The sequence below is a fragment of the Pantoea sp. S62 genome (genome assembly GCF_016658625.1).
GTDB lineage: Bacteria > Pseudomonadota > Gammaproteobacteria > Enterobacterales > Enterobacteriaceae > Pantoea > Pantoea vagans.
In genome coordinates, this window is the sequence record NZ_JACVVI010000019.1 from 24545 (window position 1) to 39470 (window position 14926).

General features: G+C 52.9%; 15 protein-coding genes and 4 pseudogenes. 9 read left to right on the forward strand and 10 right to left on the reverse strand.

Annotated elements, in window-relative coordinates; all coding sequences use genetic code 11:
• The first annotated feature begins 84 nt into the window (after window positions 1–84).
• The 3 genes from IBT54_RS21115 (at window position 85) to IBT54_RS21125 (ending at window position 3011) form a co-directional block, all read left to right on the forward strand.
• Window positions 85–231, forward strand: a complete 147-nt coding sequence (locus tag IBT54_RS21115) for a hypothetical protein (RefSeq protein WP_201252946.1) — start codon at window positions 85–87, stop codon at window positions 229–231.
• Between the two features lie 17 nt (window positions 232–248).
• Window positions 249–1217, forward strand: coding sequence for an IS5 family transposase (locus tag IBT54_RS21120; protein WP_201252947.1), 969 nt, complete (start codon window positions 249–251; stop codon window positions 1215–1217).
• A gap of 564 nt (window positions 1218–1781) precedes the next feature.
• Window positions 1782–3011, forward strand: coding sequence for an acyltransferase (locus IBT54_RS21125; protein ID WP_201252948.1), 1230 nt, complete (start codon window positions 1782–1784; stop codon window positions 3009–3011).
• Window positions 3012–3218: 207 nt separating this feature from the next.
• Here the strand turns inward: IBT54_RS21125 and IBT54_RS21130 are convergent.
• Both IBT54_RS21130 and IBT54_RS21135 read right to left on the reverse strand, forming a co-directional pair.
• A pseudogene (locus tag IBT54_RS21130) lies at window positions 3219–3444 on the reverse strand (resolvase); the annotation flags it as partial.
• A 156-nt stretch (window positions 3445–3600) separates the two neighbouring features.
• A pseudogene (locus IBT54_RS21135) lies at window positions 3601–3936 on the reverse strand (integrase core domain-containing protein); the annotation flags it as partial.
• A gap of 686 nt (window positions 3937–4622) precedes the next feature.
• On the opposite strand from IBT54_RS21135, the gene IBT54_RS21140 reads away from it, so the two are divergent.
• The 4 genes from IBT54_RS21140 to IBT54_RS21155 all read left to right on the forward strand — a co-directional run bounded on the left by IBT54_RS21140 (window position 4623) and on the right by IBT54_RS21155 (window position 7070).
• The gene (locus IBT54_RS21140; RefSeq protein WP_201252949.1) at window positions 4623–4973 is read left to right on the forward strand and encodes a GIY-YIG nuclease family protein; all 351 of its coding nucleotides are present in this window, start codon (window positions 4623–4625) and stop codon (window positions 4971–4973) included.
• 74 nt (window positions 4974–5047) lie between these two features.
• Entirely contained in the window at window positions 5048–5653 is a 606-nt protein-coding gene (locus IBT54_RS21145; protein ID WP_201252950.1) for a DUF2239 family protein, read from the forward strand.
• A 42-nt stretch (window positions 5654–5695) separates the two neighbouring features.
• On the forward strand, window positions 5696–6169 hold the full coding sequence (locus IBT54_RS21150; RefSeq protein ID WP_201252951.1) for a DUF1330 domain-containing protein: 474 nt from the start codon (window positions 5696–5698) through the stop codon (window positions 6167–6169).
• Window positions 6153–7070, forward strand: coding sequence for an alpha/beta fold hydrolase (locus IBT54_RS21155; protein WP_201252952.1), 918 nt, complete (start codon window positions 6153–6155; stop codon window positions 7068–7070). Before IBT54_RS21150 ends, IBT54_RS21155 begins: the two co-directional genes overlap by 17 nt.
• Before the next feature lie 187 nt (window positions 7071–7257).
• Here IBT54_RS21155 and IBT54_RS21160 read toward each other — a convergent pair whose 3' ends face one another.
• The 4 genes and pseudogenes from IBT54_RS21160 to IBT54_RS21175 all read right to left on the reverse strand — a co-directional run bounded on the left by IBT54_RS21160 (window position 7258) and on the right by IBT54_RS21175 (window position 9416).
• Window positions 7258–7740, reverse strand: coding sequence for an N-acetyltransferase (locus IBT54_RS21160; RefSeq protein ID WP_201252953.1), 483 nt, complete (start codon window positions 7738–7740; stop codon window positions 7258–7260).
• A gap of 77 nt (window positions 7741–7817) precedes the next feature.
• Window positions 7818–8154: pseudogene (locus IBT54_RS21165) on the reverse strand (integrase core domain-containing protein); the annotation flags it as partial.
• Window positions 8155–8454: 300 nt separating this feature from the next.
• On the reverse strand, window positions 8455–8664 hold the full coding sequence (locus IBT54_RS21170; RefSeq protein ID WP_201252954.1) for a hypothetical protein: 210 nt from the start codon (window positions 8662–8664) through the stop codon (window positions 8455–8457).
• The gene (locus IBT54_RS21175; RefSeq protein ID WP_201252955.1) at window positions 8655–9416 is read right to left on the reverse strand and encodes a DMT family transporter; all 762 of its coding nucleotides are present in this window, start codon (window positions 9414–9416) and stop codon (window positions 8655–8657) included. The genes IBT54_RS21170 and IBT54_RS21175 overlap by 10 nt, the downstream gene beginning before the upstream one ends.
• 114 nt (window positions 9417–9530) lie before the next feature.
• Between IBT54_RS21175 and gcvA the strand changes: the two genes are divergently transcribed.
• Both gcvA and umuC read left to right on the forward strand, forming a co-directional pair.
• The gene (gene gcvA, locus IBT54_RS21180; protein ID WP_201252956.1) at window positions 9531–10424 is read left to right on the forward strand and encodes a transcriptional regulator GcvA; all 894 of its coding nucleotides are present in this window, start codon (window positions 9531–9533) and stop codon (window positions 10422–10424) included.
• Between the two features lie 943 nt (window positions 10425–11367).
• A pseudogene (umuC, locus tag IBT54_RS21185) lies at window positions 11368–12423 on the forward strand (translesion error-prone DNA polymerase V subunit UmuC); the annotation flags it as partial.
• Window positions 12424–12455: 32 nt separating this feature from the next.
• Here umuC and IBT54_RS21190 read toward each other — a convergent pair.
• The 4 genes from IBT54_RS21190 to IBT54_RS21205 all read right to left on the reverse strand — a co-directional run bounded on the left by IBT54_RS21190 (window position 12456) and on the right by IBT54_RS21205 (window position 14847).
• Window positions 12456–13184, reverse strand: coding sequence for a hypothetical protein (locus tag IBT54_RS21190; protein ID WP_201252957.1), 729 nt, complete (start codon window positions 13182–13184; stop codon window positions 12456–12458).
• Window positions 13185–13262: 78 nt separating this feature from the next.
• Complete coding sequence (locus IBT54_RS21195; RefSeq protein ID WP_201252958.1) at window positions 13263–13505, reverse strand: hypothetical protein; 243 nt, start codon at window positions 13503–13505, stop codon at window positions 13263–13265.
• 15 nt (window positions 13506–13520) lie between these two features.
• The gene (locus tag IBT54_RS21200; RefSeq protein ID WP_039343688.1) at window positions 13521–13886 is read right to left on the reverse strand and encodes a plasmid partitioning/stability family protein; all 366 of its coding nucleotides are present in this window, start codon (window positions 13884–13886) and stop codon (window positions 13521–13523) included.
• Between the two features lie 4 nt (window positions 13887–13890).
• Window positions 13891–14847 carry a plasmid segregation protein ParM gene (locus IBT54_RS21205; protein WP_201252959.1) on the reverse strand — a complete coding sequence of 319 codons (957 nt, stop codon included), beginning with the start codon at window positions 14845–14847 and terminating at the stop codon, window positions 13891–13893.
• Window positions 14848–14926: the final 79 nt, after the last annotated feature.

Consider the following 14926-nt stretch of genomic DNA (forward strand, 5'->3'; position numbering starts at 1 on the left):
TATGGGTATGAAATATTTATCTTGTCTGAATCGCCAGAGCATGAGACTTTAAATAAAATGCTGATATAAGAGGATTTTTTCAGGATGCAGCTTGATTTTGCTGCATATATAGCTTCTGTTAATGATATGACTCTAGGCGCCGTTATCATGGAGTTTACCAATATTTATATCCGGCTGGGGTTGGGACGGGATTTCGATGCCGGTAACCCGGAGTGGGGCTTTGTTGAATAAATCGAACTTTTGCTGAGTTGAAGGATCAGATCACGCATAATCCTGATAATGCAGGCAGCTCCGTGGCAAAGCAGAAGTTCAGAATAACCAACTGGTGCAACTACAACAAGGCCCTGATTAATCGTGGCTCCATCACTTTCTGGCTGGATGATGAGGCGATTCAGGCCTGGTATGAGTCAGCAACGCCCGCATCACGCGGGCGACCTCAGCGCTATTCAGACCCTGCCATCACTACCGTTCTGGTAATTAAACGCGTATTCCGGCTGACCCTGCGAGCCGCACAGGGCTTTATTGATTCCATTTTTTCCCTTATGGGTGTCCCACTGCGCTGCCCGGACTACAGCAGCGTCAGCAAACGGGCAAAGTCGGTGAATGTCAGTTTTAAAGCGCCCACCCGGGGTGAAATCGCGCATCTGGTGATTGACTCAACCGGGCTGAAGGTCTTTGGTGAAGGTGAGTGGAAAGTCAAAAAACACGGCAAAGAACGCCGTCGCATCTGGCGAAAGCTGCATCTTGCCGTAGATGGTAGAACACATGAAGTCATCTGTGCGGACCTGTCACTGAACAACGTAACGGACTCAGAAGCCTTCCCGGGTCTTATCCGGCAGACTCACAGAAAAATAAGAGCAGCAGCCGCGGACGGCGCTTACGATACGCGTCTGTGTCATGATGAACTGCGGCGTAAGAATATCAGCGCGCTTATCCCTCCCCGAAAAGGAGCGGGCTACTGGCCCGTTGAGTATGCAGACCGCAACCGTGCCGTTACGAATCAGCGCCTGAGCGGGAGCAATGCACGGTGGAAGTGGACAACAGATTACAACCGTCGCTCGATAGCGGAAACGGCGATGTATCGGATAAAACAGCTGCTCGGGGGTTCACTGACGCTGCGTGATTATGATGGGCAGGTGGCAGAGGCTCTGTCCATGGTTCGAGCGCTGAACAGGATGACAAAGGCAGGAATGCCAGAAAGCGTGCGTATTGCCTGAAAATCTGCCCTGCAACAGGGACACTCGCCCCGAATCTGATTTATTCAACAAAGCTACTGAAAATACCCGTGATAACGGCCAGACAAAAGCCCTCGCTCAAGTCGCCTGGTGAAAAGGGACTCCGTTTGTGAAACGGAAAGTATTTTACGTTTAAATTCTCTCCTGAAAAGGCTTAATCGACAGCATTAAGCATCCATGATATGAATAAAAGGGAAATTCCCCTATTACGTGGCAATTACAGCCCATGCTTTTGCGTCAATTATCGCGAAGAGATCAGACCAGATAAGATGTCACTTCTATGCTTTGCTAAAACAGCCTTTCATCAGGCCGATAAAAACTAACCTGCAACGATTTTTTGGCAGGGCTGAGGCGGAGCGCAGCGAAGTGAGCACCGAACAGTCTTGGCTACAAAGCGGAATACATCTGTAGATCATACGGCGGCATTTTATAGAAAGTGATTTGTCACTTTTTTCAACGGTAATTGACGCTGAAAGGCGTTTTGTAATTGTCGTCTAACAATTCCCCTTTATCCTGCTTCCAGCATCATGCGACGGATTGTTTAATATGGCGAAAGCTATTGATGATCATCCCAGATGTCACGAGTCTGGCTTAGCCGATCCGGCATTTACCCTCAGGCCGAGAGATATCTCAATCGACTATCTGCGGGCAACGCTGACCGTCATGGTCGTGGCCCATCATAGCGCGCTGGCTTATACCACCTTTGCCCATTTCAACATGGCTCAATATCTGGAATCGACAGCGCCTGTCGTCAACGAAAGGCACACGATTTTTCTCGATTATGCGGAGAACTTTAACGATGTATTTTTCATGTCGCTGATGTTCTTTGTTTCCGGATTGTTTGTCTGGCCATCGCTGTTGTGCGGAGGCGCTATGGCGTTTCTGAAAAGCAGGATGCTAAGGCTGGGCATCCCCTTCGTCGCTCTGGTCCCGACATTAATGCCGATGGCCTACTACGCTTCATGGCTGATAACGGGTAGTAATGAAGGCTTTGCCAGCTATTGGCTGCAGAATGTCACACAGGGCTTTACCCCAGGACCGCTATGGTTTGTCTGGCTGTTGCTGCTGTTTGACATCGTCATCGCGATTGTCTTTTTGGCGAGACAGAAGCGCGACATTGCCCTAATGCCGAAGGCAACCTTGCTGGAGCGTCGCCCGCTACTCATGGCCTTCATAATGTTTTCCGCATGCGGTTTCGCCTATTTACCTGCCTTAAAGGTATTCGGTTTCGCAGGGTGGTCCGTATTTCTGGTTCGGCCCCTCTACTTTCAGACTAGTCGTTTCGGCTTATACCTGTTGTGGTTTATGGCGGGGGTCTGGATTGGGCGGGGAGGCACGAATCGTGGGCTTCTCGCGCGTGACGGCGGGTTAGTACGCCACTGGCTCCTGTGGGTAGTGGGGAGTGTTGTCGCCTATACTCTGTTAATGACAGTACCTCATTCATCAATCATCATGGTCGGATTGTCTGCGCCGGGCCGCGGAGCGCTCGAAGCGATTCTTTGGGTATTGAGTTGCGTCGCAAGTTGCTTTGGCTTTCTCGCGATTTTCAGGGGAACAGTTCGTCGCCCGCATCCTTGGATGAACAATCTGGCGCGTTGCGCCTACGGCATCTATCTCGTCCATTACCTGTTTGTACTATGGTGCCAATGGCTCCTGCTGGGCCAGAACCTGCATGCGGGGGTTAAATTCCTGATAACGTTCATCGTGGCCCTGGCCCTGAGTTGGGCAACCGCAAGAGTTATGCTGCTTGTCCCGGCCATACGCAAGGTGGTGTAGGGGCAGTCTGGATATCGAAAAATGATTGTTCTTTACGATGCTTTTTAGCACCTCTCAGGATGTGTTATGGGAGCCAGACCCCGCTGACAGGCATTTTTGATCGAGGAGCGGGAGTCAGACGCAACATATCTCCAGTCCCCACTACCTTTACAAGGCCTGACTGGCCCGTACGCCAAGCTCGTAAATAAACACCGGTATTCCCGTGTTTCAGACAGATTCATTATTTTTGTACAGCGCTCGTATCCGGCGAAACGCAGTAACCTGTCGCATCTGCCGTTTCACGGATACTGAGCTTTTTGACCTGCCGGCGGTCTGTTACTTTCTGATGCCGCTCATTGTCGGCCTGCTTTCCCTGATATTTACCCGGCTTATGTGCTCGATCAATGTCCCGTCTTTGCCGATGGCGGCGACTCACCCAGTTTTTATGCGACATTGTCAGCGCCCCCTCTGAATTATTCGGTAGCAGCAGCGACAGGCCATTCTGTTCTACCAGCTGATCTGCAATGTGTGCGTATCCTTCATCCCGGCACCTTGTCAGTCTGGTCGGCAATCAGCACGAGTACGCTCGTGGACACCTGTATAAGCCACATCACTGGATTGGTGTGATTACCAATGGATGACACCTTTTATCACTTAACCCATTACTGCTCCGACGCCGCAGGTATTCACGCGGCGAGCGGTATCCCAGCGTACTGTGCGGATGCCATTAGTTATAGTGTTCGAACGCTTCCGCAAGGTTCTTCACTGCCGTCAACCCGTCAGGCTTCGGCATGGTACTGATATAGTCGCGCTTCATCGTTTTCACGAAATTCTCTGCCATTCCATTGCTTTCAGGGCTACGCACGGCCGTGTTTCTCGGTTCAAGTCCTACCATTCGGGCGAACTTCCGTGTGTCATGCGCCCGGTAGCACGAACCGTTAACCGTATAAAAAACGGCCAATATGTCGGAGTGTCACATAGCTGCAGGCCTGGCCGGAACTCTGCCGCAGGCCGGGCTGATAAGTCGGTAGCGAGCCTCTTCCGTCTGCTGATGTATACCTGTCTGGCTTCCCGGCGTTTTCATAAAAGTTTCGACAGGTATTTATACCCGGATGTTATTGACATTGTTTTTTACCCGGATAATATTAAGCCATCGTCTAAGAATGAACTTCCATTTCGTGACGAATTGCTCAGGATGTGCGTCGGATGATGGGCCAGTGCGGCTGGGTACTTATGAACCCATTGCCTGTCTTTTTTTAAGCCGGGTGAGTCAGAGCCTGAATTAGCCTGCTTAATGAACGGTTGGGGCATCGCTTTATTCAGACGTTACCGGGAATGGATCTCTGACCAGCTGTGAAAAATTAGCGCGGCCCAGCGCCTGCTGGTTGAGGATGAAGCTCCTGATGGACAGTCCGGGAGCAGGAATTTAAAAAAGAATGTCACTTCCTGAGGTGCGATATGGCTGGCGACAGACTTTTTTTCGTAGATGCAACCTGAGCCTTCTTTGCGGACGCCTTCGGGTCTCTGAAAGAGCTGGCCGACACACGCACTCCCCTGGTTGAAGGGACAAGCATTGCAGGCTTCGCAGACATGCGCCGGCCGTACGATTGCTTCAGATAAGGAGAAACACTGATGGAAAAGGCCAAGCGTAAAGAGCTTGCCAGCATATACAAGCATACGTTCCCATCGATGGGGATTTTCTCCGTCACAAACAAAATCACAGGAAAACAGCTGGTAGGGAAAAGCACCAATTTAAACGGTTCACTGAATCGCCACCGAATGGAGCTGCGCATGGGTGTTCACCGGAATCCGGAGTTGATGGAAGACTGGCGTTTGCTCGGGGAAGATCACTTTGTGTTTGAAATTCTTGAGCTGATTAAGGAGCGTCCGGAACCGGGCTTTGATTACACATCCGAGCTGGACAAGTGCCTGGAGCACTGGCAAGGCAAAGTTCCTCCTGGTTCATCAGGTTCATACCTTTGATGTTCTGCTTCCCGATTTTTCCGGGCTCCTGTGTACACAGTCTGCACAGTGGCCATCACTGAAGAGACCTGTCTATGAAAGAATCCCATTCAGACTCCTATACGAGTTTCGATGGCCACAGACGCCTCGCAACGGGGTCTCTGCAAACCAGTGCTCTTGCAGTCAGGCGGGCAAGTGAGAATACGGCCGCAGGGCCTTTTCTGATAATCGATAATGCGACAGGTCGTCCGGTCGATATTGATATCAGAGGTTCAGAGGAAGAGGTCGTTGCAAAGCTAACCTCCGCAGCCTCCGCCCAGACAGAGGCGGTCAGCCAGAGCGACACGTCAGAACCTTGCCGCTCAAGAGGCCGTGGCCGGCCGAAATTAGGCGTGACTGCGCGTGAAGTGACCTTGCTTCCGCGTCACTGGGAATGGCTTGCCGGTCAACCCGGTGGGGCCTCAGTGGCGCTGAGAAAGCTGGTCGAGGAAGCACGACGGGCTAACAGCGAGAAAGAAAAAGTTCGCAAGGCGCTCGAACGGGCCTACTACTTCATGCTTGCTGTCGCGGGTGACCTGCCCGGATTTGAAGAAGCAACGCGGGCGCTTTTTGCCAGTGAGCCAGTGAAATTTCAGGGGCTCATCGCCGCATGGCCCAGCGATATACGGGAGCACGCTATGCAACTGGCATTCACTGACTAGCCGTGTGGTTCACTCATTGAAAGACGAAAGAGTACAAAACCAATGACTTCTTTATCTGCATATGCCCGCTACCTGGAACCCACGCAGGAATCAGGACGTGTGCTGAGCAAGCGTGGAATACAGGGCAGCATTGTTATGCTGAATATGTTGCGATTCCGCGAAATCGCCAATTATTCCGCCAGCCCGGAGTTGGCGCCGGAGGCCCCTGTCAGCGGTGCCGACGCTTTTTATCGCTACATTCACCACGCGCTTCCCTTCCTCCATCAAAGCGGGGGAGAACTTTTGTTTCTCGGATCGGGCGGCTCTTTCCTCACTGGTCCGGAGCAGGAGCGCTGGGATTTAATCATGATGGTCCGCCAGAGCAGCGTTCAGTCTTTTTTCGCTTTAGCGAACAACAAAGATTATCTCGCTGGCATTGGCCACAGGACGGCTGCACTTGAAGACTCACGCCTTCTGCCTCTGACTCCTGTAGATGATCCCGGGTTTAAGAAGGGGCAAAATGATGGTATCCGTTGAGTCAAACGGCATTACCCTGAGCTACGAAAGTTTTGGGTACGGAGATGCCGGATCAATCCTTTTGATATCTGGTCTCGGGTCTCAAATGCTCCGATGGCCAGAAGTGTTCTGCGAGAGTTTAGTGGCAAAGGGGTTTCGGGTCATTCGGTTTGATAATCGTGATGCAGGTTATTCAACGCACTTCACGAACTCCCCGACACCGGATTTTTCAGCTCTGGCGAACGCAGTCATGACTGGCCGTACGCCGGCCGTGCCATACACGCTCTACGACATGGCAAAAGATGCGATGGGATTGCTCGATGCTCTGAAAATCGACAAGGCACACGTCGTTGGAAGATCCATGGGCGGAATGATCGCTCAACTGATGTGCAGTGAGCATCCGGAGCGCATGCTGTCTTTGACATCCATCATGTCCGGTACGGGAAATCCGAATCTTCCCTCTGCTGCCCCGGACATCCTGGCCATGTTAACGAAACCTGCACCTCATCCTGTAAAGGATGAAGCCGGTTTTCTGGCACACAGTCTGGCATTTGCAAAGCGCATCTCCAGTCCGGGTTATCCTTTCAATGAAGAAGCACACAGGGCCCTGGTTCTGGAAGAAACCCGGCGTGCCTGTGATCCGGGTGCACTGGGAAGGCAGATTGCCGCGATAGCTGCAACCGGCGATATCCGTTCACGGCTCGCGCGGATAGTAGCGCCGACTTTGGTGGTGCATGGAGTTGATGATCCACTGATACCTCTGGACTGTGGCAGGGATACAGCCGCATCCATAGCCGGAGCCAAATTCATGCCTGTCGAGGGCATGGGTCACGATTTTCCCTGCGCGTTGTATCAAACCGTATCGGATGCGATTGACAGGACTGCGCGCCGGCGGCACTCAGAAAGGCGTGCGCAGAAGTGAAAAGGAGTGAGTATTGTGTTCACTTCTGACACCAGCACTGATGCTTGAATTTCATCCAGTGAATGTTCCATTTCACTGAACTCACTTATGTGGAATTGAAAATCTACAGAAATTGTCAGTACATTAAGGTCCGCTATGAGCACAGCCTGTAGACTGGCACCATATTAGTTAGTGCTGTTTACCTGACTCAGTTGTCATTTTTCACATCAGATATCGTCCAGGTCACGCGTTTACGCATGTGGATAATTACTCCGCCGTTTCGTTCCTCACTGTATTCAGATTCATAGCCGAGTGAGTTGTAAAAGCGAATATTCTCTTCAAATAGCGAGTTCGTATAGAGCCGGACGACATCTAAACCGGCTTGAACTGCTAATTGCTCTGCATGGATCAGCATTTTTCTTCCATAACCGCGTTTCTGGAAACGTGGATCAACGGCGACGTTTTCAATGAGAATATCTTCCTTGCACTGAATTGTTTCGACGAGCGCGACCAGCTCAGCGCCACAGAACAAAAGGTCGACTCTGTGCTCTTTAATGAACGCGGCGTGATCGGCCTTCACTGGAAGAGGTTCCCGGCCAATCACAGGTATCCACTTAGCGTAAGCCATTCTTGTCAGTGCCGTAACGGCCTCTGCATCACTAATCTCGGCGATTCTCATCGTCTCAATCATGACTTTATCTCTCTCTTTGTGACGGGGTATAGCACTTAAACTAAACCCTGGAGTTGCCCCGGCATAAACGGACACGGTTAATTTATAGCGAGTAGTGAACTTATGTACTCTCCCGGCGACTGCATTTTCAGACCTTTATGTGTATGCCAGTTATTATAGTCTTCCATCCATTCCGGCAGTTTTCCCATTACAGTGATGGCATCCGGTAAATCATTTACATACACGTAGTCGCGCTCGAACGTTTTCACGAGCGATTCAGCCATCCCATTGCTCTCCGGACTGCGTACTGGCGTCGTGCATACGATGAACCCGAGTAAGTCAGCGAACGTTCTTGTTGAGTCCGCTATGTAGCACACTGCCGTTATCGGTCATCGCGGCTGTCAGTCCCACAGGGACATGCTGAACAGATCCAAAGTAACAGAACCTCATTTCCCCCATGGCTACACCCAGCGCAGCGAACACCTGACTTCTGCAGGCTGAGTCTGGGCTGTACGCCACCACAGTAGTGCAGAAGGGGCGCGTATCCGTGGCGTCTCGGCTCGACTTTCTCCTTGAGGGCCTGCAGGCCAGAGTGGAATATAAACCGGGTAAACAGGCCTGATTCATGTCCGTCACGTATCCTTTTGTCCGCTTCTTCCTGCCGCACCTGGTCTGCTATTTCAGGCCGTAATGTATCCGCCATGGCGGAAGGGTGTGCTGTTGTGAGGCAGGCTGTCAGCGTTCTTTCTGTCCGTGCTTACGGTGCAGACCTTCCCTGATGCGGCCATACCGCCAGAAGCCTGCAGACAGGAGCCGGCCATCGAGTATTATCAGTCCTGCAGCCAGTACCCCCATGCCGGTGAGCCTGGCGGCCGTCAGGGATTCGCCCAGCAGAGTACAGCCAGCCAGCACCGCCGTGACGGGAATAAGAAAGGTCACGAGCATGAGGTTGGTTGCGCCGGCACTCGACAGCAGCCGAAAAAAATCAGATAGGCCAAGGCGGTTGAAAAAACGGCCAGACCCGCGAGAGCCAGCCAGCTGCTGAGATCTGCCAGCAGAAATGCACGGGCATCACCGGTCAGGAAAACAGCAGGTAACGTCAGCAGCGATGAGGCCGTGAGCTGTCCTGCCGCCGGCACCAGGGGTGACAGTCCCGCGCGGTTAAACCGGCGTCCCCAGAGGCTGGCGATGGCATAGCTGAGGGCGGCGGCCAGCACGGCCAGCTCTGCGGGAAGGCTGTGTTGTCCCCGGGTGATGTTATCATGCCCCAGCATCCATGCGACGCCACCAAAGCCGGTCAGCACGCCCGCGGTGCGTCGCCAGGACAGACGCTCATCGGAGGTAAAACGGTGGGCCAGCAGCACGGTAAAAAGCGGCGTTGTGGCGTTAAGAATGGCCGCCGTGCCGCTGGCAATACGTGACTGCCCCCATACGATAAGCAGAAAAGGCAGAACGTTGTTCAGCAGCCCCATAATCATGAAACTGCCCCACACTTTTGCACTGCGTGGCACGTGTATGTGACAGACAAGCAGAACGCCCCACAGCACAGCCGCTGCCAGCGTGACCCGGGCGGCGACCAGCGGCAGAGGAGAGAGATGTTTTACCAGCACGCCGTTAAAAAAAAATGAGCCGCCCCACAGCAGTGAAAGCAAAAAAAGCAGGCCCCAGTCGGAAAGTTTCATGTGTTTTATATTCACGGCAGCGCTGCTCCTGAATCATTACCGTCATTATCAGTGTGTGGTATTAATAATGCGGTTGGGCCATCAGGAGAAACGATTTATCCCCGGCCCTGTTTTGAGGAAAACTCAACAATGCGTGACAATCTTCCTTCCCTCAGAGCGCTGAGGGCGTTTGAATCCGCCGCCAGACACCTCAGCATGACCCGTGCCGGTCTGGAGCTGCACGTTACGCCGGGGGCCGTCAGTCTGCACATCCGGGACCTTGAGCAGCAGCTTGGCATCATCCTGTTTCGCAGAAACGGACGGGGACTGGCGCTGACGCCCGCGGGTGAGGCCTATTTTTCCTCACTCAGCACGGCATTCCGGCTGATAAAAGACGCGACAGAATCGCTGCGGCATGAAAAACGCTCACATGTCCTGACACTCAGTTGTACCAGCGGATTTGCCACTCACTGGTTACTGCCCCGGCTGCCTCATTTCGAGCGCACGTTTCCGGAAATTGATTTGCGCATCAGCGCAACCTCCCGCATTCAGTCTTTTGTTACGGATGAAATAGATCTGGCGGTAAGGCACGGTAATGGCCGGTACGACGGTGCGGTCAGCGAAAAACTGCTTGATGAAGAGTATATCGCCGTATGCACTCCGGCAGTGGCTGCGTGGCTGGACCCACCGCCGTCTCTTTCAGCGCTGAGGCACGTCACGCTGTTACACGATATGCACCGTGATGACTGGCGTCGCTGGCTGTCCGGGGCAGGTGGCGTCAGCGCGGACGCGGACCGGGGACCGGTTTTCAGCGATGGCAGCGGTGCCTGGCTTGCCATGCTTTCAGGAGAAGGCATCGCGCTGATGCGTCGGGGCTTTGTCGGGGAAAAACTGACGTCAGGAGAAATCATTTCGCCTTTTGAGCAGACGCTTAACTCCGGACATGCATACTGGCTTGTGTATCCCCCTGACGCGCTGACGCGCCCGGCGGTGGCAAAAGTAAGGGGCTGGTTAAAAGAAAACTGCATACAAGGGGATGACTGAAAAGCTGACGGGGAAATGGTTATGGCTTTGTGATGTGTCGATGAACATACCACCTGGAAGACCCGAATGACCTGGAATGCTCAGTGAAAGGAACCTGTGAGGGATAACTTTTTAAATAGGGTGACCGTCAGATGAAACCGTCCGGAGGGAAGGCCGGAGAAAGAACATGCTGACGTCTGGTAAGGTTGTTCCTGATATGGCAGAACTGATTTACAGTTATTGTGCGTCCGTCGAAATGGATTGTGAGCCAGGCAGGATAAATGCGGGTCCATTTTCACTTAATGTGAGCCCGGACCCGATTTCAGTTGCAGTTATTGTGAGCCAAAATTTGCGCCGATTGCGAGTCCTCCTGTTTTCGATTGCGAGCCGCTACAGGTACCATACGCCAGAGTGCTGTAAAATGCACAGTTGCTGACGGGGGCCCCGTTAATGTGGCGTCAGGAACCCCTCTCATTCAGCCCGACGACCCGGCAGTTTTTTTTCTTTATGTCTGCAGGCATAATGAATGCTAAGGCATTGTTCAGATCGATGTTTTTTATAACAGCATTTTCAGGTATAAAAAAACCGCCACGGGGACGGTTTAATGAGGAACTTACTGACTGTTGATTTTATCGTGTTCCGGATGAGCCACCGGAGGGCCTTAATGATAGAAACGATGGTCACAACAACAAGCGTAAGCGGTAAAAACTGATTTTTATGCTTCCGTACCGGCGTCGTATTCACCTCCGGCTTTCAGGCTGAGTCCTGCCCTTCATGAATAAAACCCTTTCCTTTCTGGCAGACAGATTAATCAGAAATATATCTGCGCCCATGGGGGCCGGCAGAATGCCAGCAAACACATGCAGCGAGGCAATGAACTCAGGCAGCTTCAGGATGTGCGAATGCAGCGCACGTACGGTAATAAACGGCCACTGAAAGAACTTCATCTCATTTCGATGTTCCATTCCACATAAATCATTCATTATCGCAGAGAACCATGTCAGCACTTGAGGAAATGACGCCCAGGGTCGAGCAGTACTCCATCGATGAAATGTTCCTCGATCTGACCGGCATTGATGGCTGTGAGGATTTTGAGCACTTCGGGCACCGGCTGCGTGCCCATGTTCTGGCCAGAACCGGACTGACGATTGGCGCCGGCATCGGCCCGACCAAAACGCTGGCCAAATCAGCACAGTGGGCCTCCAAAGAGTGGCCACAGTTTAAGGGCGTGCTGGCGCTGACGCCCGGAAACCCGAAGCGGACCGAGGCGCTGCTGATGCGCCAGCCGGTCGAGGAAATCTGGGGCGTTGGCAGACGTATCGGCAAAAAGCTGAACCTGCTCGGCATCACAAACGCGCTCGAGCTGGCGCGCACGCACCCCGCCTTCATCCGGAAGAACTTTTCGGTGGTGCTTGAAAGGACGGTGCGGGAGCTGAACGGCGAGGCGTGCATTCCCCTGGAAGAGATGCCGCCGGCAAAGCAGCAGATTGTCTGCAGCCGCAGTTTCGGTTCACGCATTACCACCAAAGTGGCCATGCAGCAGGCACTCTGCCAGTACGCAACGCGAGCCGCCGAGAAGCTCCGGGGCGAACGCCAGTACTGCAGGCACATCAGCGTGTTTGTCCGTACCTCACCGCATGCTGTAGGCGAGACGTTTTACGGCAATACGGCCGGGGAAAAACTCACCCTGCCCACCCAGGACACGCGGGACATCATCGGCGTGGCCATGCGTGCGCTGGACCGCATCTGGATAGACGGCCACCGGTACATGAAGGCAGGCGTCATGCTCGATGACTTCACCCCACACGGCGTCAGCCAGCTTAACCTGTTTGACGACAACCGGCCGCGGGCGAACAGCGCACAGCTGATGCAGGTGCTGGACGGCATCAATCAGTCAGGCCTGGGACGGGTATGGTTTGCGGGTCAGGGCATTGATACGGAGTGGAAGATGAAGCGGGACATGCTGTCACCGGCGTGGACGACGCGCTGGAGCGATATACCGGTTGCCCGGGTAATCTGAACCAGCGCCCTGAGCAGGTGACAGTGCGAAGGTCATTCAGACTGTCGGTCTTCCGGACTGAACCGGTGGGCAACGTATTTTGAATGTGACTCATCAATCAATACAATCCTGTCGCCTGTAGGAGAGACGACATGAAGATTTTCGTCAGTTGCGCCGCGTAAGTCTTCCATGCTCTGCACCACAGAGGCCACCGTCATGACTGACGAGAAGCGTAAAAACGGATCTTTATTCCCCTTCACTACGGGTACAGCGGGGAAGAAAATGGATGCCTTCGGCTCGCCGAGAATTTCGCGGATGCGTGACAGCTTATCGTCCGTCAGCGTTTCTGCAAATGTCCGTTGTCTTTCCGCACTCAGCCCGTTCACGCTGATCGTGACTTCCACCCGGTTGGCCGGCTTGCCCGGGCGTAATTTAGACAGGTCGCGCAGATCTTCCTGCAGCGTTTTGTCCATAAGCTCAGCAGTCATGAGTTTGCCTGCCTCAAACCCGAGACGGTATTCCACCCAGTAAATCAGCTTTTGATTGCACTCTCTGACTGACGTGTAGATATCGACTGTGCCCGTATGCGGCACAGGCACCGCGGCGGACTCCCCTGCCCCGGCATCACTGACATTCCTGTAGAGCTGTCCGTTAAAGATACAGTAATCGGCCATGTCGTATTCCATATCCAGGTCTTTGGTCTGGAAATACTGGCCATTGTGGCTGCGGTCAAACCCTTCGTGGGTAATGTTAACAGGCCGGATATCGCTGAAGCTGCTCATGGTGCCTGCCTTAATTATTAATTTTCAGACTGTCGTTAAGCTGCGCGCTAAGGTTCATCGTAAATTTAAGATTAAGTTTCAGCGCTGCTGCTTGTTCTTTTTCCAGGTATCATTGGCCAGAAAAGCTGATCGGGTGATAAAAACGCCCCAAAAAAGCTGGAGTACCACTTTGGCTATCACACTATCGATAACCCCTAACAGAAGTGGAGCTATACACGCCATTCCGAGTAAAAAGCCCCATTCAGCCGCACTTTTTCTGTCTTTGCCGGTGAGTTTTATAAATCCGATATATCCGGATACCAGCAATACCAGTCTGTTCATAATGACCTCGTTAAATTAGCCTCCGCCAAACATGCCTCTGGCATTACTGCGGGTTTCATCGACAGTGGCATTCGGGGATGCTTCAGCCGGCTCAGGAACGCTTTCAGCCTGAGGCGGAGTCTGCGCTGTGGCGCTTTTAGGGCTGACAGCACGTATCACCTGAAGCACTTCTTCTGCAGTCGTGTTTTCGCTCAGCAGTTCCGACAGCAGGAACGGCAGACGCGGATCAATACGCTCAAGTGCAAACCCACTGAGCATGGCCGCCTTCCAGAGACGGCCGCGCTCACCCTGCGGAGTTTCATCGGTGTGACTGTCTGCATAGGCCTCACCGAGGCTGCTTTTAGGATTAATGTAAAACTGGATCTTTCGGCGCGTATCCATGACGTTATCCGATAGCAATCATCCCCCTGACCAAATCGAACTGGGATGAGTCGGTTTTATAAAAGCGCTCTGCCCTCACACCACAGTGCGTGCGAACGGCCTCGGCAATAATTTCGGCCCCCCCGCCAATCACCATGACATGGGTATAGCCTTCAAACGCCTTCATGGCGCTGAGAACACGCTGCGTCAGACGTTCGAGTGATTCGTTAATGGTACTTTTAACCAGGCTCACGCGGGAGAGGTCGTTAATCCGGCGCTCCAGGTATGCATCATCATTACGATGGACAATAATATCATCGGCAAGATAACTGCTGCCCCGCGTTCCTGCAACACGCAGCGCGTCCGCGACCGCGGTCGTTACCAGTGACACACCGATGGTTGCGTCACCATGAATGCGCGTAATACCGCTCATGCGACCACGGACCTGTGAAATATCGAGCGTCGTTCCCCCCAGATCAACAATGAGAAGTGAATCGAGCGGGTCCAGCTCACTCAGCAACTCAAAGCCGGCAGGGATGGATTCGGGCATGACCGAGACACTGCGGATTTTGAAGCCCTCACCCCCGTTCAGAGAAACCGGACGCAGCAGGCTCGCCTTTTTCTTTTCGATGTTTGCTGCTGCGGGCTGGTTATTGTGATCATAAAACTCTGTCAGCGGCAGCGTAACCGTAATGTCCACCTCACAGGGTTTGAGGCCGGTCTGCAGGAGCGCATGATGCACAGCAACCACGTTCACGTCGCTGTACTGCCATGCAATGTTCGTGGTTTTCACCGCTTCCGGCGCAATCGGATCATAAGAGTACTGCTCGCCGTTCATGGTGTAATTGAAAACCGGTTTTTCACCAAATGCCACTGACCATTCGCGCTTGAAGCTGTTCGGGCTCAGCTGCGTTCTGATACTGCCGTTTTCTTTCCAGGCCAGCTTTACGTTTGTAGAACCATCATCGATGAACACTTTCATATCCCAAACCATCCATTAATTGAGAACAATATGAGATAAATATACACTATGGAGGGACTCAGATATATACTCAACCTCA

Coding starts and splice junctions, on each gene's coding strand:
- IBT54_RS21115 (WP_201252946.1), top strand. CDS start 85: ATGCAGCTTGATTTTGCTGCATATATAGCTTCTGTTAATGATATGACT.
- IBT54_RS21125 (WP_201252948.1), top strand. CDS start 1,782: ATGGCGAAAGCTATTGATGATCATCCCAGATGTCACGAGTCTGGCTTA.
- IBT54_RS21140 (WP_201252949.1), top strand. CDS start 4,623: ATGGAAAAGGCCAAGCGTAAAGAGCTTGCCAGCATATACAAGCATACG.
- IBT54_RS21145 (WP_201252950.1), top strand. CDS start 5,048: ATGAAAGAATCCCATTCAGACTCCTATACGAGTTTCGATGGCCACAGA.
- IBT54_RS21150 (WP_201252951.1), top strand. CDS start 5,696: ATGACTTCTTTATCTGCATATGCCCGCTACCTGGAACCCACGCAGGAA.
- IBT54_RS21155 (WP_201252952.1), top strand. CDS start 6,153: ATGATGGTATCCGTTGAGTCAAACGGCATTACCCTGAGCTACGAAAGT.
- IBT54_RS21160 (WP_201252953.1), bottom strand. CDS start 7,740: ATGATTGAGACGATGAGAATCGCCGAGATTAGTGATGCAGAGGCCGTT.
- IBT54_RS21170 (WP_201252954.1), bottom strand. CDS start 8,664: ATGCTCGTGACCTTTCTTATTCCCGTCACGGCGGTGCTGGCTGGCTGT.
- gcvA (WP_201252956.1), top strand. CDS start 9,531: ATGCGTGACAATCTTCCTTCCCTCAGAGCGCTGAGGGCGTTTGAATCC.
- IBT54_RS21190 (WP_201252957.1), bottom strand. CDS start 13,184: ATGAGCAGCTTCAGCGATATCCGGCCTGTTAACATTACCCACGAAGGG.
- IBT54_RS21195 (WP_201252958.1), bottom strand. CDS start 13,505: ATGAACAGACTGGTATTGCTGGTATCCGGATATATCGGATTTATAAAA.
- IBT54_RS21200 (WP_039343688.1), bottom strand. CDS start 13,886: ATGGATACGCGCCGAAAGATCCAGTTTTACATTAATCCTAAAAGCAGC.
- IBT54_RS21205 (WP_201252959.1), bottom strand. CDS start 14,847: ATGAAAGTGTTCATCGATGATGGTTCTACAAACGTAAAGCTGGCCTGG.